The following is a 25,185-nucleotide window of genomic DNA, read 5'->3' as shown; positions in this document are numbered from 1 at the left end:
TAGCCATCCTATATAGAACAGTGGTATACTCCACTTATAGTTTACTTAATGTATGCTTTAGGAGGTAAAATTCATGGCAATTTCTAATGTAACGGATCAAACATTCGTAACTGAAACAGGCGAAGGCTTGGTTTTAGCTGATTTTTGGGCACCTTGGTGTGGACCTTGTAAAATGATCGCACCTGTATTGGAAGAAATCGATGCAGAGTTAGATGGTAAAGTTAAAATCGTTAAACTTGATGTAGATGAGAATCAAGAAACAGCTGTTAAATTCGGTGTCATGAGCATTCCTACACTTGTTCTTTTTAAAGATGGAGAAGTAGTAGATAAAGTGATCGGATTCCAACCAAAAGAAGCACTTGTTAATTTGATTTCCAAGCATTCTTAAGGTTTAACGTAAAAAAGACTTCGGACGACCGGAGTCTTTTTTCTTTTGGAAAGTATTAAAACCTCCTTTAATTGTAAAATCCGTTTATAATATATAGAAACTTAAACTTTAAGTAGAGGGGGGACCCTTTTGAATCAACATATAAAAGATAAGCTTAGCTTGTTACCCGATCAGCCGGGATGTTATCTAATGAAGGACCGACAAAATGTTGTTATATATGTGGGAAAAGCCAAAGTTTTAAAAAATAGGGTACGTTCTTATTTTACTGGTTCTCATGATGGGAAAACCCAGCGCCTTGTATCGGAGATTGAGGATTTTGAGTATATCGTAACCTCTTCTAATATGGAGGCACTCATATTAGAAATGAATCTAATAAAAAAATATGATCCAAAATACAATATCATGCTGAAGGATGATAAAAGCTTTCCGTTTATCAAGATCACTTCGGAAAGGCATCCTCGATTAATCATTACAAGAAACGTAAAAAAAGATAAAGGTAAGTACTTTGGGCCCTATCCCAATGTATATGCAGCCAATGAAACTAAAAAGCTGTTAGACCGGCTGTATCCGCTCAGGAAGTGCACAACCTTACCGGCTAAAGCATGTTTGTATTATCATATTGGACAATGCCTTGCACCATGTGAAAAGACGGTCAGGGAAGATGAATATAAACAAATTACAGATGAAATAACAAAGTTTTTAAATGGCGGTTTTAAGGATATCAAGAAAGATTTACAGGATAACATGTATAAAGCATCAGAAGAATTGGACTTTGAACGGGCCAAGGAATTAAGGGACCAAATCGCTCATATTGAAGCAACAATGGAAAAACAAAAAATTGTATTCAGCGATTTAACGGACCGGGATATATTTGGATATGCAGTTGATAAAGGTTGGATGTGTGTCCAAGTCTTTTTTGTTCGGCAAGGAAAGCTGATTGAGAGAGATGTCTCGTTATTCCCTTTATATGATGATCCTGCTGATGAGCTATTGACCTTCTTGGGGCAATTTTATTCTAAGCCAAATCATTTTAAACCACATGAAGTACTCCTCACTGATGATATAGATATAGAATTAGCTGAAGGACTTCTTGACGTGAAAGTGGCACAGCCTAAACGTGGACCAAAGAAAGACCTGGTGAAACTTGCTGTTAAAAATGCAAAAATCGCCTTACAGGAGAAGTTTTCTTTAATCGAAAGAGACGAAGAACGGACGATAAAAGCAATTGAAAACTTAGGAGAAATCATGGGGATTCATACACCGCATCGAATCGAGGCTTTCGATAACTCGAATATTCAGGGTGTTGATCCTGTCTCTGCTATGGTTGTATTTATTGATGGGAAACCTGAACGGAAGGAATACCGGAAATATAAAATTAAAACCGTAATCGGCCCGAATGACTACGATTCCATGAGAGAAGTCGTCAGAAGGAGATATGCCCGCGTACTTCGAGAGAATCTCCCTTGGCCGGATTTAATCATAGTTGATGGAGGCAAAGGACATATTGAGGCAGTTCGCGAAGTAATCGAGGATGAATACGGAATGGAGATTCCTGTAGCGGGATTGGCTAAGGATGATAAACATAAGACCTCCGTATTGCTATACGGAAACCCTTTAGAAATAATTCCATTGGGCAGAACCAGCCAAGAGTTTTACCTCTTGCAGCGTATACAGGATGAGGTTCACCGATTTGCAATTACCTTCCATCGACAAATTAGAGGAAAATCAAGCTTCCAATCTGTCCTGGATGGAGTTCCTGGTATAGGAGAGAAAAGAAAGAAAGTACTGCTTAAGCATTTTGGCTCGATTAAAAAGATGAAAGAAGCCACATCAGAGGAATTTATAAAATTGGGAATCCCTGAAGCAAGCACCAAGGCTTTATTGGATAAACTAAATGAAGAACAAAAAAATGACTAACCAGTAAACCTGCACCTTTAATTTTATGGTGCAGGTTTTTTATTGAAGGTAAACAGATATCATAGAGAAAAAGGGCAATTCATATATGGAATTACCCTTTTTAATCAATTTACATTAAATGGTATCTTTGTTGTCGGTTTTCACCGTGAAGTATACTTTATTTGCCCGTTTTTTTTGTTCCTCATAGCTTTCAGAAACTACTTTTCTCTGATGTTCTGTTTGGTAGGCAAGAAAACCTGCTTCTAATTGGAAATGGGTATTTTCGTTGATTGAAAATCTGCGGTTAATTAATTCACCTGTAAGCTCCCACTTTAATTCATCTTTTGTTTCCTTTACCAGCGTAAGGTCGCCCCAACCGGCGTCATGAAAAAACGTGATGGTTTCTTCTGTACTAGATAATGGAAATCTTCTTCCGAGTTGCTTTCCAGCCCAATAAAGGATTTGAGGGCCTTCCTTTCCTAATAAATCTTCCAAAAGGAATTCTCTTATTATTTCATACCCAAATGCAGGTATTAACGGCTCATTTTCAGTGACAGGTGCCATTTCTACTGACTCTAACTTATCTTCTTTTGTCATAGTTTCCCCTCTTTCCTTACATTATTATAGCTATATATATGGGAGTGGATGCAAGGGTAAAGTTGTATTTTCTATTAAGTATTTTCCAGGTAATATATAGAAATAGAAAAATATCAGTTATTTACAAATTATCGGTAGAAATAGGAAATCTCTGTATCCGTTTTCTTGACGCATTTTGGTTGAAAGGAGTACAATAAAACCGTCACATAATTGTAAGAATATGTGGAATTATTTTTGTTTTTATACTATTCATCTATTAATTTTGCAGAAAAATGTTTTTGGCATCTTAGATGGGTGGTGGGTTAGATGATTGCAGCTATGTTGAAGACCTGCTTGCAATTATTTAAGGCATAGTCCTTATCCAAGGCTATACTTTTATTTTTTCATTTTCAGAGGGAGGGTAACTATGGAGAGTCGTCGCGAGTTTAATTTACGTAGGTTACATTCGTTGTTAGGGGTATTACCAATCGGGCTTTTTTTGATTGAGCATTTAATGGTCAATTATTTTGCGACAAGAGGGCCTGAAGCATTCAACAAAGCAGCTGAATTTATGCATGATTTACCTTTTAGGCTTTTAATGGAGATTGTTGTCATCTATTTGCCAATCCTTTTCCATGCTGTATTAGGTCTTCATATTGCATTTACGGCGAAATATTCAGTGGGAAGTTACAGCTATTTCCGTAACTGGATGTTTGCTTTACAAAGAATCACAGGTATCGTGACTGTAGTTTTTATCGTTTGGCATGTATGGCAAACGAGGGTGCAGGTCGCATTGGGTGATACAGCAAATGCGGATATGATGGTTGAAATTTTTTCTAATCCATTTATGATTGCTTTCTATATGGTAGGTGTACTTTCAGCAATATTTCACTTTGCAAACGGGTTATGGTCATTTGCTTTAAGATGGGGACTTATCGTAACACCAAAATCCCAAAGAATATTTACATATATAACTCTTGGAGTTTTTGTATTTTTAGCTTTTATATCCATTCGCACGCTGCTGGCGTTTATCAACATGGCTTAAACAATTGCAATAGCTTAGCAGGTGAGTCTGCTAGTTTAATAAGGAGAGGGTCGGTTTATGAGTAAAGGTAATATAATCGTAGTCGGCGGCGGTCTTGCTGGTTTAATGGCTACCATCAAAATCGCTGAAGTAGGACATAAAGTAGAACTTTTTTCAGTCGTACCCGTTAAAAGATCCCATTCTGTTTGCGCCCAAGGGGGAATTAATGGAGCGGTAAATACAAAGGGTGAAGGTGATTCTCCTTGGGAGCACTTTGATGATACCGTGTATGGCGGTGACTTTCTGGCTAACCAGCCGCAGGTAAAAGCAATGTGTGATGCGGCTCCTTCGATCATTCATATGTTTGACCGTATGGGCGTTATGTTTAACCGTACGCCTGAGGGATTGCTCGACTTCAGACGTTTCGGCGGTACACAGTATCATAGAACAGCATTTGCAGGCGCAACTACTGGCCAGCAATTGCTCTATGCATTGGATGAACAGGTTCGTCGTTATGAAGTGGCGGGTCTTGTTCAGAAATATGAGGGTTGGGAATTCCTTGGAGCGGTGCTGGATGATGAACAGATATGCCGCGGAATTGTAGCACAAAATTTAACCTCTATGGAAATTAAATCTTTCCGTGCGGATGCAGTTATTATGGCAACCGGAGGACCTGGAATTATTTTTGGTAAATCTACGAATTCCATCATTAACACTGGTTCAGCAGCTGCGATTGTATATCAGCAGGGTGCTACCTATGCAAATGGTGAATTTATTCAAATACATCCAACGGCAATCCCTGGGGATGATAAACTTCGATTAATGAGTGAGTCTGCGCGTGGAGAAGGCGGACGTATTTGGACTTATAAAGATGGAAAGCCTTGGTACTTCCTTGAAGAGAAATACCCTGCTTATGGAAATCTAGTTCCTCGTGATATCGCAACACGTGAAATTTTTGATGTGTGCGTGAATCAAAAGCTGGGAATCAACGGTGAGAACATGGTCTACTTGGATCTTTCTCATAAAGATCCTAAAGAGCTTGATATTAAATTGGGCGGTATTATTGAAATCTATGAAAAATTCACTGGTGAAGATCCGCGCAAATTGCCTATGATAATCTTCCCGGCTGTTCACTATTCCATGGGTGGACTATGGATTGATAACGACCAAATGACTAAAATACCTGGATTATTTGCTGCCGGTGAATGTGATTTTTCACAGCATGGAGCTAACCGTTTAGGAGCGAACTCCCTGCTATCCGCCATTTATGGAGGAAGTGTTGCAGGACCAAATGCGGTACGCTATGTAAATGGACTTGCTAGAAACGCTGATTCCCTACCGGATTCTTTATACGAACAGCATGAGAAGGCTGAAATGGAAAAATGGAATCGCATTATGTCCATGAATGGAACAGAAAATGCTTATTCCATCCATAAAGAATTGGGTGAATGGATGACCGATAATGTAACAGTAGTTCGTTATAATGATAAGCTTCAAAAAACAGATGAAAAGATTCAGGAGCTGCTTGAAAGATGGGAAAACATTAATATTAACGATACGGCAAAATGGAGCAACCAGGGAGCATCATTCACACGTCAGCTATACAATATGCTTCAACTGGCACGCGTTATCACATTGGGTGCCCTGCAGCGTGACGAAAGCCGTGGTGCTCACTACAAACCGGATTTCCCAGAACGAAATGATGAAGAGTTCATGAAAACGACAATGGCTGACTTTGTTGATGGAAAATCTGCACCAAATATTTATTATGAAGAGATTGATGTCTCACTTATTAAGCCGCGTAAACGTGACTACTCTAAGAGCAAGGGGGCAAATTAATTATGGCTACAGAAAGTAAAGTACTGTTTAAGATCCAACGCCAGGATAACCCGAACTCTGAGCCTTATTTTGAAGAATTTGAGTTGTCCTATCGACCAAATATGAATGTCATCTCTGCACTAATGGAAATACGTCGTAACCCGGTTACAAAGGAAGGCAAGAAAACAAGCCCGGTTACGTGGGATATGAACTGTCTGGAAGAAGTTTGCGGTGCCTGTTCCATGGTCATTAATGGAAAGCCACGTCAATCCTGTACGGCATTAGTGGATCAATATGAACAGCCAATCGTGCTGGAACCAATGCGTACTTTCCCGGTTATCCGTGACCTTCAGGTAGATCGAAGCAGAATGTTCGATTCACTTAAAAAAGTTAAAGCCTGGATTCCTATCGATGGTACGTACGATTTAGGTCCAGGACCTCGTATGGCCGAGAAAAAACGCCAATGGGCATATGAATTATCTAAATGTATGACTTGCGGCGTTTGCCTGGAGGCTTGCCCGAATGTAAATGATAAGTCCAACTTTATCGGACCTGCTCCTGTGTCACAGGTTCGTCTATTTAACGCTCATCCAACAGGTGAAATGCAAAAAGCAGAACGTCTGAATGCGTTAATGGGTGACGGAGGAATTCAGGATTGCGGTAACTCCCAAAACTGTGTTCAAGTTTGTCCGAAAGGTATTCCTTTGACAACCTCGATTGCTGCATTAAATCGGGACACGAATGTCCAAGCTTTCAAAAATTTCTTTGGAAGTGACAAAATCTAAGTCTTTTCATTTTGATAGCCTTAGATGGATGTAAATAAATGTAATATAGCAAGAGAAAAGGCCGTCTGTAATAGTCAGACGGCCTTTTCCGTTTAGCGATTGTGTTATGTTTGTAGAAATATAAATAAATAGGTTAGTACTACATTTGTGATCATACAATAAAGTTTTATTTTTATTCACTTGTAATCTAAGCAAAGGACATGGTCCAAAAAACATGCTATCCACCAGTAAAATAATTACAATTTCGTCGATTTTTCTGTATAATGAATGAATAGTCATTCATATTTATGGAGAGGTGTGTTCCCAATGGGTAAAATTGCATATATTAAAGACATGGAAGAGTGGAAAGAAGAATTTACTTTTTCTTATTCTATTAAAGTTAGATTTTCAGAGACAGATATGTTTGGGCATTTAAACAATACAGTGCCTTTTACGTATTTTGAACAGGCACGGATTGAATATTTTAAAAGTCTTGGCATGATGCAGGATTGGGTGGATACCAAACATGAAACGATTCCTGTAGTAGCTGATCTTCAATGTGATTTTCTCCACCAGGTTTTTTTCGATGAGAAACTCAATATTAAAGTTAAGGCAAATAAAATAGGCAATTCATCGGTTGATATCCATTATCTTGGTCTACGAGAGGATGGGGTTCCCTGCTTCACCGGTCGAGGAACAGTTGTCCAAATTTCCAGATTAAGCGGTAAGCCGGTAGCTTGGACAGAAGAGATGAAGGAATTGTTTAATGACGGATTGAAGAAGCAACCTCAATCATAAAAACACGTTCATTCTTATCTAAATATAGTCACTCCTTATAGACCAGTCACATACACTATCGTGACTAAATATATACCCAATCCTAAGGTTATGGCTGGTAGCAAGGAGGGTTACAATAGTTGAAGGAGAACGATTTCACTCATAAACCTTTACTCACAAAAAGAGAAAGAGAAGTATTTGAGTTATTGGTACAGGACAAAACAACAAAAGATATCGCTAAGGACCTCTTTATTAGTGAGAAAACTGTGAGAAATCACATATCTAATGCGATGCAAAAATTGGGCGTAAAGGGCCGTTCCCAAGCGGTCGTAGAACTACTTCGAATGGGTGAATTAGAATTATAAGATCATTCAATGATCTTTTTAGAAGCTCGCCTAGCAATTGATCTATTTATCATTGTTCTTGACAATTCCTTTATGAGTCCATAAATTAGGAAGAGTAGCGAATATCAAATCACTATACACGTCATTGTAAAATGTAAAGTATGTGGTTTGAATCACTACTCTATTTTTATGCCCAAGTGATGGATTGGAAAAGAAATAAACTAATGATAAAGTGATATACAGTCCGGTTTAAATAATAGAGCAAAATGCTGCAAGCAAAAGATAGATAGAGGCGATCTGATTTGGATAGAGAAAACCCAATAGGACTTATCGATTCGGGAGTTGGCGGATTAACGGTTTTTAAAGAATTTATCAGGCAGCTTCCAAATGAAAATTTAATATATCTTGGTGATACAGCCAGATGTCCATATGGGCCCAGACCAATGGAAGAAGTTCGAAAGTTTACATGGGAAATGGCTCATTTCCTTTTGAAGAAGAATATTAAAATGTTAATTATAGCTTGTAATACCGCGACGGCTGCCGTACTTGAGGAAATGAGGGCAAGCCTGCCAATTCCGGTTTTGGGTGTTATTCAGCCGGGAGCTAGGGCAGCGATTGATGTATCAAAATCAAGAAACATCGGTATTATTGGTACGGAAGGAACAGTGCGCAGTAAAGCATATAATAAGGCGTTATTAAGCATTCATCCAAAGGTACACATTGAAAGTTTGGCATGCCCAAAATTTGTCCCTCTGGTAGAAAGCGGGGAATGGAACAGTGCAATTGCTAAAAAAATTGTTGCTGAAACATTAAAGCCTTTGAAAAATAGGAGCATGGATACATTGATTTTGGGATGTACACATTACCCATTGCTAACAGAACCTATATCAAATTATATGGGATCCTATGTGACGGTTATATCATCAGGCGAAGAAACGGCCAGAGAGGCAAGTGTACTATTGGAGCATGCTGGCATGCTAAATAAGGAAACCCCTCAGCCAACCTACAATTTCTATACTACCGGCTCCAGAAGAATGTTTAAATCTATTGCTTACGCCTGGCTTGGTGAAGCAGTTGAAACGGTTGAACATGCTACGCTTAATCAGTTGGTAGATGGAGACTAGTAAAGCAACTTATAAAAACCCTTGCACAATTTTAAGTATGAAAATACTTCGCTAAAATTGTGCAAGGGTTTTTTTAATCCATAATTTTTTTCTGCCTATAAAGGTATAAAATGAGCCAAGCCCCGTATATATGTAGTACAAACAGTCTTAGGAGGAATGGTGTATGCCTTTACGAACGAAATCAACATTGGTTGCTTCGGTACTTATATCATCTGTTTTAGTGTCAGGCTGCGGCTTGTTCGATTTACCAAAAAAAGAAGAAATTGATCCGCCACAGGATGTTACTTATTTGAAGGAGCAGGCAGAGGGTGAAGAAGAAGTTGTCAATCAGGAGGGTGTTAACACCAACGAAGAGGCAGGAAAGAATGAAGAGGCATTAAAGGTTCAAACGGAATTATACTTAATGGATGCAAATGGATATATTGTGCCACAAACCATTCCATTGCCAAATACAGAAAGTGTAGCTAAGCAGGCGGTGGAATATTTAGTGACGAACGGCCCGGTATCACAAATGCTTCCGAATGGATTCAAAGCTGTTTTGCCGTCAGATACTGCTGTTAAAAGTGTAGACATTAAGGATGGAGTAGCCACCGTAGATTTTTCTAAAGAGTTTAAGGAATATAAAAAAGAGGATGAAACGAAAATTCTGGAGTCAGTGACTTGGACTTTAACGCAATTTGATAAAGTGGAGAAAGTAAAATTGCAAATCGAAGGGCAAGCATTAAAGGAGATGCCCGTTAATAAAACAGCAATACAAAACGGAACATCAAGATTAATGGGAATTAATAACGATCATACAGACACGACCGATATTATGAATACACGTCCTGTTACGGTTTATTATATGTCCGGTGAAACAGATAACTATTATTATGTACCAGTGACAAAAAGAATCAGTAATCAGGAAAATGATCATGTAGAAGCCGTAGTCAGCAGCCTGATTAAAGGTCCGGGTTATTCCTCTCCGCTTGTTACGGAGTTCAGACCTGATGTTGCATTAGTCGAGGAACCTAAAATAGAGGATGGCGTGGTTACGCTTAATTTTAATGAATCTATTTATTCAAGCTTTGATGGGGAGGAGAAAATAGTATCCGGCCATTTATTAAATGAACTGGTGCTTTCTCTTACTGAGCAAAAAGATATAAAGAAAGTGGCGATTCAGGTAAATGGAGAGGGTGAGCTTCTGAAGGAAGATGGCAAGAAGCTATCGGAACCGGTAACACGACCTGAAACCGTCAATACAGGTAAATACTAATAGTGAAAAAGATGGGCAAGTTCCGTTTAGGAGCTTGCCTGTTTTTAATTTGGACATAAATGGCAATATTGTTTGGACAGGGTGCTTTTTTATTGATTTAGGGTATGCTAAACTAAGCATGATGTATACATTTAGGAGGTACCTATGAGATTTGATGGTCGAAAGAAGAATGAATTAAGACCCGTACATATAGAAACAAATTATATTAAACACCCGGAAGGCTCGGTGTTAATCAGTGTCGGTGATACAAAGGTGATTTGTACAGCCAGTGTAGATGACCGTGTTCCGCCATTTATGCGCGGAGAAGGAAAAGGATGGATTACGGCAGAGTATTCAATGCTGCCTCGTGCAACAGAGCAAAGGACGATGCGCGAATCAACTAAAGGGAAAGTTACTGGACGTACGATGGAGATCCAGCGTTTGATTGGGCGCGCTTTACGTGCGGTAGTCGATTTGGAAGCGCTTGGAGAAAAAACAATCTGGATTGATTGTGATGTGATTCAGGCAGATGGAGGAACAAGAACAGCTTCGATTACAGGTGCATTCGTTGCAATGGCGATTGCGCTCGATAAGCTTCAGGAGGCAGGGAAAATTAGCTCTTATCCGATTAAAAACTATTTAGCTGCCACATCAGTCGGGATGATTGAGGAGCTTGGAGCGGTTCTTGATTTGAATTATCATGAAGACTCTAAGGCTTTAGTGGATATGAATGTCATTATGACAGGCGCAGAGGAATTTGTGGAGCTTCAGGGAACCGGAGAAGAAGCGACTTTCTCCAGACATCAATTGAATGAATTACTTGACCTTGCAAGTGAAGGTTTACAGCAATTATTTACTGTACAGCAAGAGTCATTGGGAGATATAGCAGCTAAAATTCAGTAAAGCGTACCAATTTATACGATTTTTCTCTTGGGAGGAGAAGTTGAATATGAATACCGTTTTAATTGCAACCAAAAATAAAGGTAAAGCAAAAGAATTTGAAGCATTATTTTCCCCAAAAGGGATTAAGGTTATTACCCTATTGGATATTGAGAATGCGATTGATGTTGAAGAGACAGGAAGCACATTTGAAGAAAATGCTCTTTTGAAGGCTAACACTATTTCTGAGCTTATGAATATGCCTGTTTTGTCTGATGATTCTGGCTTGGTCATTGATGCATTGGATGGACGTCCGGGTATTTTTTCGGCAAGGTATGCAGGTCCAGGAAAAGATGATAGAGCTAATTATGAAAAGGTTCTTAATGAGCTAGAGGGTGTACCTAAAGAAAAACGAACTGCCCGTTTTTATTGTGCAATAGCACTTGTCGGTCCGAAGATGGACCCTATTACAGTTTCCGGAACATGTGAGGGAATCATTGCTGACGCGCCGGATGGCGAGAATGGCTTCGGATATGATCCTATTTTCTTTGTGCCGGAAAAACAAACAACGATGGCGAACCTTGAAGCAGAGGAGAAAAACAGAATCAGCCATCGAGCGAATGCTTTAAAAGAATTAGAGAAAGTACTAAATGAAAAAGTAGTGGAATTCCTATGAAATGTTTAATTGTCAGTGATAGCCATGGCTTACTGGAAGAATTGGACGTTTTGCATGAAAGACATAAAGAAGAGGTCGATCTGTTTATACATTGCGGGGATTCAGAATTATCTCGTGATGATCAAGTAATTCAGTATTATCAAACTGTACGAGGTAATTGTGATTTCGGAGAGGACTTTCCGGAGGATTTAATTGCACATCTTGAAGACTGGTCAATACTTGTTACACATGGGCATTTATACAATATCAAATCTACGTTGATGAATATTAGCTTGAAAGGGAGAGAGGTTGGTGCGAATGTTATCTGTTTTGGCCACTCTCATATAGCAGGTGCAGAAAAAATTGATAACTGCCTGTATATTAATCCCGGCAGTATACGTCTACCGAGAGGAAGTCAGTATAAAACCTATGTGATTCTCGAAAAACAAGGTCAGAATGCAATCGTTGATTTTTACACAATGTCTGGGGAAAAATTACCAGGCTGGCAATTGAAAACAACACTTTCCTAAATCAAAAAAAAGTTGTATAGTAAGTGAAGGGAATATACAGATCAGGATTTGTGAGTTCCCTTCCCTTCACTTTTAAAAAGATAAAAAACTTTTTCAAAAAAGTTATTGACTTATAAATAAAGTGATTATATAATAATAAATGTCGTTAAGGACAACGTAAAAAAATAAAAACATGTCCCAGTAGCTCAGCTGGATAGAGCAACGGCCTTCTAAGCCGTCGGTCGGGAGTTCGAATCTCTCCTGGGACGCTAGTAAAAAAACCTCTTATTTTCATAAGAGGTTTTTTGTTTTCTAAATCTAATAAGTATGAAGCTAGAATGATTAAATCTATGGTATAGACAAATTCTCTTCCGAGTCCGTTAATTAAAGAAAGAGGCAAAACCTTTTAAAGTTGGTTTTGCCTTTTTTTACATTTAATATTGAAATTATACAAATAACCTATTTGGATTACCTTTCCCTCCGTTTCTGACTATATAAGTTAAAGGCTGGATGAGAACCTTTTGTGATGATATCCGTGATGATTTTAGACAAGACAGTGCTATAGACAAGTCCGTTATCTCCATAGGCAAATTGAAAATGGCAGTGTGGAAATTCGTCATATTGACCGATAAGAGGAAGTCCATCGTGTGTCCCGCCATAGAAGGCTCCAAGATAAAATTCGGGTTCAGCTTTTATATCGGGAAAGAGCTTATTAAATTCTTCAATAAGCTTCGTCTTTTTATGATTAATTTTTGAATCACGATCCTCAGGATAGATTGTGTTTTCGTCAAGTCCTCCAATGATAATCCGATTATCTGCAGTTGTGCGCATATAGATATATGGGCGTGCTGTTTCCCAAATTAATGTTTGCTTATACCATTCAGATTGCTGAAGATTTTCAACCGGTTTGGTGATAACAGCATATGAACTTGTCAGAAGACAATCCTTATCTTTTTTAAATTCGAGCCCTTCATATCCAGCAGCAATGATGACTTTTCTTGCTGTGATGGAATGATTGCGGTCTGTAAAAAATGTAGCATACTCCTTATTGAATTTTTTACCGGTTATTTTTGTATCCTCAAATATTTGTACACCCTTTTGATGGGCTGCTTGAATCAGGCCATGATTATATTTAAATGGATTGATTTCCCCATCATTATGGATATACAAGGCTGATTGCTTAGAAAATGGGTAACGCTCTTTAATTTGGCTTTCGTTAAGCAGATCGACAGGGAAGTCGTGCTTGATCAAATAATCGTATTCCCTTTGTAACTTCGTCTCTCCTTGGGGATCACTGGCATAATAGAGGCTATCCCTTCGTGTAAACTCGGAATCTAAATTTAGTTTTTTCGATGTTTCTTCAATTTCAGAAATGGCTTGCTCGCATAATTTTGTATGGTAAATGGCTGATTCTTCCCCAAAGGAATTGATCAACTCAAACAACATCTTATCTCCTAAATATTGAAGGAGGGCGGTGTTGGTCATTGTGCTGCCGGTACCAATCCTTCGTTTATCAACTACAGCCACCTTAAGTCCTTTGTCGCTTAAAAGGTATGCGCACTGTGCCCCTGAACTTCCTCCCCCAACAATAAGAACATCACAAAGTATATCTTCCTCCAACGATGGATATACAGGAGGATTAGGATAAGTTGTTTGCCAATAATATTTGCCGCTCTGCAGGTTCATAATCCGTGCTCCTTTTATAGAGGTGATTTGAAATAGAATTCCCTGCTGAAATGAAAGTATACCTGTATCAAAGTGTAAGATTATTGGATGGAGCGAGAGCTTAAAAATATATTATGACCACTTTATAATCTGAATAAGCAAAAAAGAAACACCTCTCTTATTAAAGAAACATAAGAGGGGTGTATATACACATTAATCAATATAAACAGATCTCACCAACGTGCGAACAGATTCTTTTCCGTTAGGATGCTTGGTCTTGATATCGACTGTCATATTATAGACACCTGGCTTCGGCACTTTTGGCAGTTTGGCAGAGAAATCTATTCCGTTGGTTGTCTTAGGGAGGACGGTTTGTGTCAATTCGATACCGTCTTTGTCGATTAATTTAATTGAGAAGCTAGCTGTTCCGGAATGCTTAGGGGCACGGATGGTGAAGTCCGTCAGCTCTGCTTTGCCTGTTCCGGCCATCTCCAGTTTATATATTTCCTTTTCGTTAAAGGTAGAGGCTAATAGATAGGCATCATCAGCTTCCGTTGCCTTTATTTGTACCGTCCATGTACCAGGAGTGAATTCTTTGTTATAAAAGGTATATAAGCTGGCACCGGAAAAAAGTATCTGATCGACAGTCGGCTTAGAGGCGGGGATGATGGTACCATCTGGTGAAATCAATTCGACACCTGTTGATGAGTGGGCCGTATAGATCGAGATTGTACCGGTGGTTTTTTCCGGAATATAGATCTCTTTTTTTACAAGTTGATTTTGGGCTAAGGCATCCCCATGAATATAATGAGAAGATGTATTTTGAATGGCCGATTCATTTTGCTCGGGATCGGCTGTTGATTTAATTTGTGTAACTGTGGCAGTGCGCATATAAGGCTCAATCCGCGAAAACACCTTGGAGCCCATCCGAATATTATCATGGTCAATTGAGCTGTCTGTAAACAGATGTGTACCATAGGATAGTTTGGAGCTTGTTTCAGTGACCAATCCATCATTAGCCCCGTATGAAGATAAATAGGCGCCTCCCAAGGATAGAGCGGAGAAAGCAGGTCCATGATCCGTTCCTGCCACGGTATAGTACTTATTCTTGTTTCTATTCGTATGCCCATCCGTTACAGAGCGGAATCTCGCCATTTCCCCAAGCTGCAAAGAATAGGTACCAGCATCGTTTTGGCCAAGCAAATCTCCGAGCCACCCAGCATACCAGCTATATGCCAGGTCTGCCAGCTCTGAACCACGATGTGGTGAACCTAGTGTAATAACCTTGCCGACATAGGGGTGGGCTCCATAGTGTACTAGGGCTGCTTGAGTATCTGGTCCTCCTTTGCTGTGAGCGATGATGTTGACTTTCTGGCCATTGAAGTGTCGGGAGATATCGGCTAGCATCGATGCAAGTAATTCTCCGTTCGTATACTGATTTTCCGACCCGTTTCCGGCTGCATCATAAAGCTGGACAAAGGCGGTTTGATATCCGGCTTCATACGCCTTTGTATACATATCATTCACGCCATGATATTCTGTTTCACCGTACCAACTGGTTGAACTGCCATTTTTCCCTTGGACAAAAACAATCGGAGGTTTAGCTGGATTTAAATTCGGCGGCCGTTCACCCAGGAACCATTGGCCTGGCGTAAAGGTTTCATCAGGTGGTTTCAGCTTGCCGGCTGAGGTTTTTGTAGGCAGGCTGAATGGTAAGAAAAGAAGCGCAGCTGATAGAATAACACCAATCCGTTTCTTCATCGTATCCTTCATATGATCCTCCATTCAAATCAGTCTTTTAATACAAAAATAATTTTATGATGATTAGAGGTTTCGTATTCTGAAGCAAATGGCTCAAAATGTATTAGGAATAATTATGTGTGCAAGATTCTTTGAATCTGGAAGAGGAGTTTTCTTTGGTTGATAAAACGTAGTCAGAGTAGGTTTCTTTAGATAAAAACATTTATTAAATGTCATAATGAGAGCGGTAGATACAATCTTTATCTATTTAACTATACAATCATTTTGACTTTTTTTACAATTTAAATGTGGCATACAAGCATAGAGGAGAAATACTGTTATTAAAGAAAAAATAACTAAGAGATTTTCTGTACGTGGGAAATTGAAGGATGAAAACGGAATGGGCTTTGAATGGCTGTGGATTTATGGATATTCACAGTCAACACCTAGGTCTATAGTAGATCTTGACTGAATTCACAAAAAAGGTTGTCCCTTATGCTATTAATGCATTTGGGACAACCTATTACCTGTAAATTAATGAGAGTGTTTCATATTCTCTTCAAGTACACTTGCGACCTTTTGGAATTCTTCGTCGCTTTCAATTTCGTGAAGTTCACCGTCTTCGTCAACACGGAAAAAGAATATTTCCATATCTTCTTCTGTTTCGAGTTTGATTTCTTCCACGAGTGCGGTAACAGCGTATTCTGCTCCGTCTACATCCAATGTACCTAGTACTTCAATTTCTTCTTCCTGTCCATTTTCGCCTTCTAATACAAGGATTTCTCCCACTTCAATTTTCGCCATTTGATTACTCCTTTAACGATTTACTTGTCCGCTTAGTATATCCATTATTGATAGGAAAAACAACTATTAATACCCAGGTGCGAAGCTTAGAAAAAGGATTGATCAAGCAAGAATGTTTGTTTATTGTCACTTACTTGTTACTATTAAATGGAAACTTTATGATGGAAGGATCCAAACTATATGACAAATAAAAGTATTAATATAAATGTTCCTGTTTCTGTACTAAATTTAGCCCCTATTCGCAAAGGCCAAGATGCAAAGGGAGCAATTGATTCAATGGTTGAGCTTGCACAGGCTACAGAGAAGATGGGATATAAGCGATATTGGGTTGCCGAGCATCACAATACACCTACAATGGTTAGCTCAGCCACTTCTATTTTAATTAAACATATTTTGGAGCATACAGATAAAATAGAGGTCGGATCCGGTGGCATTATGCTGCCTAATCATTCCCCATTAGTTGTGGCGGAGCAGTTTGGAACGATGGCAACTATCTATCCAAATCGCCTTAATTTGGGCTTGGGAAGAGCGCCTGGAACAGATATGATGACGGCGAGTGCATTAAGACGTTCACAGAAGGATTCCGTTTATACATTTCCTTCAGATGTGCAATCCTTGTTAACCTATTTGGGACCGGAAGAGGATCAGGGTTATGTAAGGTCGTACCCGGGTGTCGACACCAATATACCAATTTATATTTTGGGATCCTCTACGGAATCAGCTGTTCTTGCTGCTAAATTGGGTCTGCCTTATGTATTTGCAGCCCATTTTGCTCCAACTTATTTGGAAGAAGCCATCTCAATTTACCGTAATCAATTCAAGCCGTCTGAATATCTAAGTGCTCCTTATATGATGGTCTGCTTGAATGTTATTGCAGCGGAAAGTGATGAAGAGGCTGAGATAGAATCTACAACCATGCAACAATTTTTCCTAAACGTTGTTCGTGGGACAAAAAATTTGTTAAGCCCTCCAATCAAAAACATGGATGAATTATGGAATGGACCTGAAAAACAAATGGCAAAATCCATGTCCAGTGTCACGTTGCTTGGCTCAAAACAATCCATACGCGAGCAGCTAATCAGCTTCCAGGAAAAATATAATGCTGATGAAATTATGGCTGTTTCCTATATCTATGATCAAGATAAACAAAAGCGGTCCTACGAAATACTAAAAGAAGTGGTTGAAGGTCAATAATGAAAAAACATCGCATCCGACGGTACATATTTAACCGTGAGGATGCGATTTTTTTATTAATGAATTGTGTCGTTGCAATCCTATTTGTTCCGTCGAGCTCAGTTGAAAAGTGATAACATGAAGAAGGAAATGTGGCAGTAAGGATTTTATTAAGCAACCGTAAATATACATAGAATACCACTGAATAAATGGGTAATTATGTTAAAATGTTCAAAAACATAGTTTTACGCGTTCTTTGTCGGTGGATGGGCTAAATTGTATATTAAAGCATTCAATATTTTTTTGTATGGGAGTGAGGGAGAATGATTAAGCGTTTAAGCGAAAAAGATCATGATGTTTGTGTGTCTTTTATTCATACGAAGCCTTCTGAAAACTTATTTTTAATTGGGGATATTGAAGCGTATGGATATGAGGAAGATTTCCAAAAGGTTTGGGGAGAGTTTGATACAAATGGGAATCTGATTGCCGTTCTTTTAAAATACAAAGAAAACTATATCCCATATGCTGAGAATGATCTATTTGATGCCAAAGGATTTGCTGATATTATGCTGAATGATTCTGAATTTTCCATGATGTCCGGTCTAAAGGAAGTCACTGAGAATATTGAACCCTATTTACAGCAGAGACTTTTAAATAAAAGGCAAACATTTTATGCGAAATGCCAAGTTTTAAACGCTGAGGCTGGCTATGTAGATACGACAGAAGTACAGTATGCTGCACCTGATGATGCAGAACGAATTGTTAAATTGCTGCAAAATATCCCGGAATTTAAAAATTCATGTACGTCGGTAGAAGAAAAACGTAAAAGTTTAAAGGATGGTTTTTCGCGTTGTGCTTATATTACCGATAATGGGAAAGTTGTTTCATCCGCTTCGACTACAGCGGAAAATTCCTGCTCAGCTATGGTAGTCGCTGTCGCTACTTTAGGAGATTATAAGAAAAAAGGCTATGCTACGAAATGTATGGTCAAGTTATGCAAGCAGCTTCTTAGTGAGGGAAAGGAAATATGCTTGTTTTATCATAATCCAAATGCTGGCGCTATATATAAACGAATTGGCTTCGCAGATATTGGATATTGGATGATGTATAGGTTTAAGAAGGATAAATTGTCAGATTAATAGAGCGGCGATATGGAGAAGACGTAGTGGAAGGCATTCATACAAAGCACCCTGAAAGTTAAGCTTGAAACCTAATGTTCAGAGTGCAATAGAGTATTTACTATTACTGTAGGATTGTTTATTTATGTTTTGCTAGATTTGCTACAGTACCGCCATCTACACGTAAGTCGATACCTGTGATATAAGAAGCCGCATCGCTTAATAAAAATTCTACAGCTGTTGCAATCTCTTTTGATTCCCCTTCACGACGTAAAGGTGTAATTTCAAGCATCTTCTTCATTTCTGCTTGCTTTGAGGCTTCCTGACGTCCCATTGGTGTGTTGATTGTTCCAGGAGAGAGAGAATTTATACGTGCGCCTTTTTCTCCCCATGTCCATGCCTGGTCCTCAACAATTAATTGTACGCCTAATTTAGATAAACTGTAGGCAGCCCCAGGATTCCCTTGGGCAAATTGCTCCATTGTTTCCACGGCATTTTCAGCTAACGGCTGTTTTAGTACTTCCATATAAGGGCCTTGACGGGGAGCCATATAACCGCTCATGGAAGAGATGCAAACGACCGCTGTTCCTTCTGTAGCAAGTGGAAGGAAAGCTTCTAGAATAATGCCTGTCCCAACCAGGTTAACTTCTGTAATCCGTTTTGAATCCGCCATAGTAGGAGAAAGGCCTGCTGTATGAACTAATCCTTTTAATGTACCCAGCTCAGCAGCCTTATCAGCTAGGTCTGCAACGTTTTCCTTAGATGTAATATCAACGACTTGAATGTGGACATCTGTAATCCCTTTTCCAGCCAATTCCTCTTTTGTTTGAAGTAAGCGTTCATGCGAAACGTCTGCTAAAAGGACAGTCCCCTTCTTGCCGACTAATTCAGCAGTTGCTTTCCCCATTCCGCCAGATCCGCCTGTAATGACATATACTTGTTTCGTCATAGTTCCAACCTCCTTATATGATTCAATTTTAATTATAAATGTTTTTTGATTAGTGGTAAAATTTAACTATGTGAAGATTCAGAATAAATTCTAAACTTTTATATAAGAGGTTAAAATATAAAACTCAAATGTTTATGTATATCCATAAAAAATAACGGTTTCAAGACTAGGTTTTGGAAAGGAAGCTAGTTCGTCATCAAGAGATATTAGAAACTAGAACACACCATACTCCTATAAAATATTGTGAGCAAATAATTAGTGAAGTAATTATCAAATAAAATAGGATAATTTAGGAGTGTATCAATTAATAAATTCAATTTTCGCTATACTAATATGATTAATAAATCAATAATTGTCTTGAATAACTTCTCTCTTTCGGATAACATTTTTAATATGTGAAATAAGGAACTTATTTTGAGAGGATTAATTAAGCCATGTCAAAACATCAAAAGAAGAACATCTATGCAGCGGGAGCTGTTTTAAAGAAAGAGATTGGTTTGAAAGAAGCCTTAACCATTGTAGTTGGGGTTGTAATTGGATCAGGTATATTTTTTAAAGCTACTCCAGTATTGGAAAGCGCCGGTTCTCCAGTTGCGGCTATTATAGCTTGGTTACTTGGGGGATTAATTACTCTTGCAGCTGCTCTGACGTTGGCTGAGATTGGCTCAGCTATACCAGAGACAGGTGGGGTATTCGCTTATTTGAAGGAGCTTTATGGAGAAAAATTTGCTTTCCTATTTGGATGGGTACAAGCGTTAATCTATATACCAGGCATTCTGGCGGCGCTATCCATCGTTTTTGCCACACAAGCAACATATTTTATGCCTATGACAGACCTCCAGCAAAAATTATTAGCGATTGGTATTTTAGTATTTGTGGCCGCACTAAATATCATCTCAACTAAACTTGGAGGCAGGATTCAGTTCATTTCTACGATAGCTAAAATGATTCCAATTATTGCTATCATCGTGTTTGGAATTATTCATGGAATGGGGAAAGAAACAGCATCGCTATTCTCGGGAGAATCTGTTCATAGCTTTACCCTAACTAGCTTTGGTGCTGCAATCCTAGGAACTTTGTTTGCCTATGAAGGCTGGGTGAGTGTTGGAAATATGGCTGGAGAAATGAAAAATCCTCAGCGCGACTTACCACGCTCTATTTTGTTTGGAATGACGATTATTATTGCAGCTTATGTCCTAATAAACGTAGCCTTTTTCTCTGTTATGTCTGTTCAGGAGATTGTTTCGACAGAAAAAGTAGCAACGGATGCTGCTCTCATTCTTTTTGGAAGCGGCGGCTCAGCGATTATCTCAATAGGGATTCTAATCTCTATATTTGGTACATTGAACGGATATTTGATGACAGGTGTCCGAGTGCCATTTGCGATGGCACAAAGCAAGATCTTCCCGTTCCATCATGTTATGGGACGTGTTGAAAGCCGTACAAGTACACCGATTAATGTCTTTATTTTTGAAGTGGTCTTATCGATTATTTATATTTTATCTGGATCATTTAATACACTGTCTACTCTGGCCTTATTTGCCACATGGATTTTCTTTGTAATGGCCATTTACGGGGTTTTCATCCTTCGTAAAAAGCGTAAGGACTTAGTTCCGACTTATCGAGTTCCTTTCTATCCGTTTGTTCCGCTAGTGGGAATCATTGGTGGAGTATATATATTGGTATGTACGGTTTTTACCGATACCTTATATTCTCTAATTGGATTAGCGATTACCGCATTGGGTTATCCAGTATATCTCTATCTAAAAAAATCAAATATGTAAATATGAATACACACGGGTTTCCGATTAGGATATCCCGTGTGTTTTTTTATCTATACATATGAAAATCTCCTAAACTGTTTTTAAAAGGAAAGGTAAATTGGGCTTTTTACTTGTATGATTGAAAAGGTTTTAGCAAAATAAGGATGTAGTCATATGTCGGTAACGAAAAAAGGTGAAGGTATGGGGTATTTACGAAAATATATAAAGAAATATGGAGTTTTATTTACGGTTGCGATTCTATTTTTAATGGTTGAAGCCATTTGTGATTTGCTTCTGCCTACGATATTAGCAACGATGATTGATAAAGGTGTAGCAAATAAAGACCTTTCTTATGTATTGGAAATGGGCGGAGTGATGTTAGTTGTTACGGCAGTAGGTGCGTTGGGTGCGATAAGCAGGAATATAATCTCCAGTAATATTTCGCAAAAAATGGGAGCCGAACTTCGCTCTGATTTATATAAAAAGATACAGTCTTTAAAACTCGTGCAAATGAACCGTTTTGAAGCAGCGACTCTAGTTACAAGGCTTACAAATGACGTAACGCAGGTGCAAGTATTTGTGAACGGCTTGATGAGAATTATGGTGAAGGCTCCATTGATTTGTATAGGAAGCATTATCATGGCAGTCCGTTTAAATGCTTCTATATCATGGATTCTATTAATTATTATTCCGATTGTAGCGGGTATCATTATGCTGAATCTGAAACTTAGCTTTCCTTTCTTTATCCGCGTTCAAAAAGTGACAGATCGCTTGAACGGGGTAATGAGAGAATATTTATCCGGCATACGGGTGATCAGGGCATTCAATCGTTCTAAGTTTGAGAAGGAGCGTTTTGAAGAACGGAATGATGATTTGGCAGAAACCTCTATTAAAGCTATGCGAGTAATGTCTGTATTTAGTCCTGGAATCATGCTAACCGTGAATTTTGGAATTGTGCTCGTCCTTTTAGTGGGCGGTTGGAATATAAATAATGGACAGATGCAGGTTGGACAAATTGTTGCCTATGTGAACTATATGACTCAAATCTTAGTATCTTTATCGATGATTTCAATGATATTTAATTTCTTTGTTCGGGCAAGGGTATCTGCCGGAAGGATTGGAGAAGTATTTAATACTGAGGAGCCTCCTTCAACACTTGATACATCTGGAAAAGCTATTGATAAAGAAGGTATCTTTTTTAATCAAGTTGGTTTTTCATACTTTGGAACGAAGGACTTTGTAGTAAAAGACGCTACCTTTCATGTAAATAGGGGTGAGACAGTTGGGATAATAGGTTCAACCGGATCAGGAAAGAGCAGTCTGGTTAACTTGATTCCTAGATTGTATGAACCTTCTAAAGGTGCCATTTATATGAATGGGGTAAACATTCAAATGATGGACCCAGCTTTATTGAGAGAGACTGTGGCATATGTGCCTCAGAAATCTATGTTATTTACGGGAACGATTAAAGAAACTATACTTTGGGGAAATGGGAATGCCAGTATGGAAGAGGTGGTACAGGCAGCCAAGGCAGCCTGTGCCCATACATTCATAGAGGCTTTGCCCAATGGGTATGATACTCATCTTGGACAGGGCGGGATCAATCTTTCCGGTGGCCAAAAGCAAAGATTATCGATTGCCAGAGCCCTGTTGAAAAAATCATCTGTTTTAATTCTTGATGATTCAACCAGCGCACTTGATGCGGTCACGGAGAAGCAATTAAAGGAATCATTAGGGGAAAGAACGAAAGGGTCGATGATTTTTTTGATTGCCCAAAGAATAACCTCAGTTATGGATGCCGATAAAATTATCATTATGGATAATGGGAAAATAGTAGGCATTGGAAATCATGAAGAGTTAAAAACTCATAATCCGGTTTATCAGGAAATTATACGTTCGCAAATAGGTGAGGAGATGGTTAGCCATGGCAAATAAATCGGAGAATGGAAGCAAGCCCTCACAGCCGCAAATGCCGAAACCGGGTGGAAGAGGCCATGGCCATGGTGCGGGCCGATTTGCTCCTGTAGAAAAACCTAAGGATTTTACGGGAACTCTTAAACGGATTTGGGGATTTTTTGGGTCTGAAAAGAGAAGTCTGTGGATTATTTTTGGCTTTGTTGTTATTAGTTCAGCTATCAGCTTATTTGTTCCCTATTGGATTGGAAGAACAGTCGATACGATTGCAATGGAATCAGTTGACCTGAACTTATTACATATGATGATTCTTATTTTGGCTGTGGTTTATGTGACGGATGGAATATCCAGTTTGCTCCAGGGCTGGATGATGGCCCGAGTTTCTCAGCGGGTTGTTCAATCCTTAAGAAGCAAGCTATTTCATAAGCTGCTTAAATTACCAATTGGTTATTTTGATTCACATGCTCATGGCGATATGATGAGCAGAGTTACCAATGATATCGATAATGTCAGCAGTAGTATTTCTCAATCGACTACACAGCTGATGGGTGGGGTCATCACAATAACGGGATCATTTATTATGATGCTAATATTGAGCCCTATTTTGACAGTGGCTGCATGTATTACGATACCATTTATGTATTTGCTGACGAAAATGATTGCTAAACGGACACGGGTTTTATTTCGGGAACAGCAAAAGCATTTAGGCAAATTGAACGGACATATAGAGGAAACGATATCCGGAACGCTTATTATTAAAGCCTTTAATAGAGAAAATCAAGTGGTCGAGACGTTTGAAGAAATCAATGGTAAATTATTTGAATCAGGAAGGAAGGCACAAATCTGGTCAGGTTATTTAATGCCATTAATGAATGCAATTAATAATCTTGGACTGGCCGCGATTGCAATTGTAGGCGGTATCTTGGCTGTAAATGAAGCTGTAACGATTGGGGTGATCGCCAGTTTTGTCAGCTATTCAAGGCAGTTTACGAGACCGTTAAATGATTTGGCCAATATATTCAATCTATTTCAGTCTGCAGTCGCAGGTGCTGAACGAGTATTCCAGGTGATTGATGAGAATGAAGAGACAAAAGATGGCGAGCATGCGGTTCCACTCCGGCATTCAGAAGGAAATGTAACGTTTAAGAATGTTTCATTTGGATATGACGCAAATCACCCCATCTTAAAAAATATCAGTTTTGAAGCAAAAACGGGCAGCCACAATGCGCTAGTGGGACCAACTGGTGCAGGGAAGACAACCATTACGAATCTCTTAACCAGATTTTATGAGGTATCTGAAGGGAGCATCTTAATCGATGGGGTAGATATTCGTGATTATACAAGAGAGAGCTTAAGAGATACGTTTGGGATTGTGCTGCAGGACACGTATTTGTTTACGGGAACCATTAAAGAGAATATAAAATATGGCCGGTTGGATGCTACAGATGAAGAAATGATTGAAGCTGCCAGAACGGCAAATGCTCATTATTTTATTACAAGACTTCCAAATGGCTACGATACGATGCTTCTAGAAAATGGCTCGAATCTCAGCCAAGGGAACAAGCAGCTGCTAGCTATTGCCCGGGCAATATTAAAGGATCCAGCAATCCTGATCCTGGATGAGGCAACGAGCAGTGTAGATACGAGAACAGAGCTTGCCATACAGAATGCTATGCGTAAAGTGATGAGAGGACGTACCAGCTTTGTGATTGCACACAGGCTCAGTACGATTCGCGAGGCAGATAAGATTATGGTCATTGATGACGGCCAAGTCAAAGAGAGTGGAACGCATGAAGAATTATTACGTCATAAAGGTCGATACAGTGAAATGTATGAAAGCCAGTATAAAAATATCCAGACTTCATAATGTGAAATCCTGTGGTAATTGATCCGCAGGATTTTTTATTGAATTATATGTAAATAATATGGAAATTATATGCTACTATTAAAATAGTATTTAAGAAGGAGTTCGATTGCTTTGAAAAAAAGACGACCCTGATACTATTTGTCCTTTCATTCATCTATCTATCATTGGCCCAAGTATTAAGTTGGAATAAATACTTTGTTGTTT

The 25,185-nt window shown here is 38.9% G+C and carries 22 protein-coding genes and 1 tRNA gene; 18 read left to right on the top strand and 5 right to left on the bottom strand.

Annotated elements, in window-relative coordinates; translation table 11 throughout:
* Positions 1 to 73: 73 nt before the first annotated feature.
* Both trxA and uvrC read left to right on the top strand, forming a co-directional pair.
* Positions 74 to 388, top strand: a complete 315-nt coding sequence (gene trxA, locus AC4G3N_RS15790; protein ID WP_066108745.1) for a thioredoxin — start codon at positions 74 to 76, stop codon at positions 386 to 388.
* Between the two features lie 129 nt (positions 389 to 517).
* Positions 518 to 2,305 (top strand): excinuclease ABC subunit UvrC, encoded by a 1,788-nt coding sequence (gene uvrC / locus AC4G3N_RS15785; protein WP_066108740.1) that lies wholly within the window; start codon positions 518 to 520, stop codon positions 2,303 to 2,305.
* A gap of 114 nt (positions 2,306 to 2,419) precedes the next feature.
* Here uvrC and AC4G3N_RS15780 read toward each other — a convergent pair whose 3' ends face one another.
* Entirely contained in the window at positions 2,420 to 2,881 is a 462-nt protein-coding gene (locus tag AC4G3N_RS15780; protein WP_066108735.1) for a YslB family protein, read from the bottom strand.
* A 406-nt stretch (positions 2,882 to 3,287) separates the two neighbouring features.
* Here AC4G3N_RS15780 and AC4G3N_RS15775 point away from each other — a divergent pair, with 406 nt between their 5' ends.
* The 11 genes from AC4G3N_RS15775 (at position 3,288) to AC4G3N_RS15725 (ending at position 12,257) form a co-directional block, all read left to right on the top strand.
* The gene (locus AC4G3N_RS15775) at positions 3,288 to 3,905 is read left to right on the top strand and encodes a succinate dehydrogenase cytochrome b558 subunit (protein WP_066108731.1); all 618 of its coding nucleotides are present in this window, start codon (positions 3,288 to 3,290) and stop codon (positions 3,903 to 3,905) included.
* 57 nt (positions 3,906 to 3,962) lie between these two features.
* The gene (sdhA, locus tag AC4G3N_RS15770) at positions 3,963 to 5,723 is read left to right on the top strand and encodes a succinate dehydrogenase flavoprotein subunit (RefSeq protein ID WP_491090595.1); all 1,761 of its coding nucleotides are present in this window, start codon (positions 3,963 to 3,965) and stop codon (positions 5,721 to 5,723) included.
* 2 nt (positions 5,724 to 5,725) lie between these two features.
* A complete protein-coding gene (gene sdhB / locus AC4G3N_RS15765) occupies positions 5,726 to 6,487 on the top strand; it encodes a succinate dehydrogenase iron-sulfur subunit (protein WP_066108725.1) in 762 nt (253 codons plus the stop codon).
* Positions 6,488 to 6,793: 306 nt separating this feature from the next.
* Entirely contained in the window at positions 6,794 to 7,264 is a 471-nt protein-coding gene (locus tag AC4G3N_RS15760; protein WP_066108722.1) for an acyl-CoA thioesterase, read from the top strand.
* Between the two features lie 119 nt (positions 7,265 to 7,383).
* Positions 7,384 to 7,608, top strand: coding sequence for a helix-turn-helix domain-containing protein (locus AC4G3N_RS15755; RefSeq protein WP_066108719.1), 225 nt, complete (start codon positions 7,384 to 7,386; stop codon positions 7,606 to 7,608).
* A 281-nt stretch (positions 7,609 to 7,889) separates the two neighbouring features.
* A complete protein-coding gene (gene racE / locus AC4G3N_RS15750) occupies positions 7,890 to 8,711 on the top strand; it encodes a glutamate racemase (protein WP_066108716.1) in 822 nt (273 codons plus the stop codon).
* A 163-nt stretch (positions 8,712 to 8,874) separates the two neighbouring features.
* Positions 8,875 to 9,966, top strand: coding sequence for a GerMN domain-containing protein (locus AC4G3N_RS15745; RefSeq protein WP_066108713.1), 1,092 nt, complete (start codon positions 8,875 to 8,877; stop codon positions 9,964 to 9,966).
* 144 nt (positions 9,967 to 10,110) lie between these two features.
* Positions 10,111 to 10,848 (top strand): ribonuclease PH, encoded by a 738-nt coding sequence (gene rph, locus AC4G3N_RS15740; protein WP_139892820.1) that lies wholly within the window; start codon positions 10,111 to 10,113, stop codon positions 10,846 to 10,848.
* Between the two features lie 46 nt (positions 10,849 to 10,894).
* Positions 10,895 to 11,500 carry an XTP/dITP diphosphatase gene (locus AC4G3N_RS15735; protein ID WP_066108707.1) on the top strand — a complete coding sequence of 202 codons (606 nt, stop codon included), beginning with the start codon at positions 10,895 to 10,897 and terminating at the stop codon, positions 11,498 to 11,500.
* Positions 11,497 to 12,009, top strand: a complete 513-nt coding sequence (locus tag AC4G3N_RS15730; RefSeq protein ID WP_066108704.1) for a metallophosphoesterase family protein — start codon at positions 11,497 to 11,499, stop codon at positions 12,007 to 12,009. The genes AC4G3N_RS15735 and AC4G3N_RS15730 overlap by 4 nt, the downstream gene beginning before the upstream one ends.
* 174 nt (positions 12,010 to 12,183) lie before the next feature.
* Positions 12,184 to 12,257 (top strand) — tRNA-Arg (locus tag AC4G3N_RS15725).
* 199 nt (positions 12,258 to 12,456) lie between these two features.
* Here AC4G3N_RS15725 and AC4G3N_RS15720 read toward each other — a convergent pair.
* From AC4G3N_RS15720 to AC4G3N_RS15710, 3 genes are all read right to left on the bottom strand, one after another.
* On the bottom strand, positions 12,457 to 13,674 hold the full coding sequence (locus AC4G3N_RS15720; RefSeq protein WP_148630960.1) for an NAD(P)/FAD-dependent oxidoreductase: 1,218 nt from the start codon (positions 13,672 to 13,674) through the stop codon (positions 12,457 to 12,459).
* A 192-nt stretch (positions 13,675 to 13,866) separates the two neighbouring features.
* Positions 13,867 to 15,426, bottom strand: a complete 1,560-nt coding sequence (locus AC4G3N_RS15715; RefSeq protein ID WP_225983617.1) for an esterase/lipase family protein — start codon at positions 15,424 to 15,426, stop codon at positions 13,867 to 13,869.
* Between the two features lie 501 nt (positions 15,427 to 15,927).
* Complete coding sequence (locus AC4G3N_RS15710; protein WP_066108697.1) at positions 15,928 to 16,197, bottom strand: DUF1292 domain-containing protein; 270 nt, start codon at positions 16,195 to 16,197, stop codon at positions 15,928 to 15,930.
* A gap of 180 nt (positions 16,198 to 16,377) precedes the next feature.
* On the opposite strand from AC4G3N_RS15710, the gene AC4G3N_RS15705 reads away from it, so the two are divergent.
* Positions 16,378 to 17,391: an LLM class flavin-dependent oxidoreductase gene (locus tag AC4G3N_RS15705; protein ID WP_491090590.1), complete on the top strand. Its 1,014-nt coding sequence runs from the start codon at positions 16,378 to 16,380 to the stop codon at positions 17,389 to 17,391.
* A gap of 302 nt (positions 17,392 to 17,693) precedes the next feature.
* Positions 17,694 to 18,509, top strand: coding sequence for a GNAT family N-acetyltransferase (locus tag AC4G3N_RS15700; protein WP_491090588.1), 816 nt, complete (start codon positions 17,694 to 17,696; stop codon positions 18,507 to 18,509).
* A gap of 118 nt (positions 18,510 to 18,627) precedes the next feature.
* On the opposite strand, the gene AC4G3N_RS15695 is transcribed toward AC4G3N_RS15700, so the two are convergent.
* A complete protein-coding gene (locus AC4G3N_RS15695; RefSeq protein ID WP_140462246.1) occupies positions 18,628 to 19,437 on the bottom strand; it encodes an SDR family oxidoreductase in 810 nt (269 codons plus the stop codon).
* Between the two features lie 434 nt (positions 19,438 to 19,871).
* Between AC4G3N_RS15695 and AC4G3N_RS15690 the strand changes: the two genes are divergently transcribed.
* From AC4G3N_RS15690 to AC4G3N_RS15680, 3 genes are all read left to right on the top strand, one after another.
* Positions 19,872 to 21,221: an APC family permease gene (locus AC4G3N_RS15690; RefSeq protein ID WP_490551068.1), complete on the top strand. Its 1,350-nt coding sequence runs from the start codon at positions 19,872 to 19,874 to the stop codon at positions 21,219 to 21,221.
* A gap of 180 nt (positions 21,222 to 21,401) precedes the next feature.
* Entirely contained in the window at positions 21,402 to 23,135 is a 1,734-nt protein-coding gene (locus AC4G3N_RS15685; protein WP_491090710.1) for an ABC transporter ATP-binding protein, read from the top strand.
* Positions 23,125 to 24,981, top strand: coding sequence for an ABC transporter ATP-binding protein (locus AC4G3N_RS15680; protein ID WP_139892824.1), 1,857 nt, complete (start codon positions 23,125 to 23,127; stop codon positions 24,979 to 24,981). Before AC4G3N_RS15685 ends, AC4G3N_RS15680 begins: the two co-directional genes overlap by 11 nt.
* Positions 24,982 to 25,185 lie beyond the last annotated feature (204 nt).

It is taken from the genome of Bacillus sp. z50 (assembly GCF_058313585.1).
The sequence above is the reverse complement of the archived record's forward strand: the minus strand, read 5'-3'. Positions and strand labels throughout refer to the sequence as shown.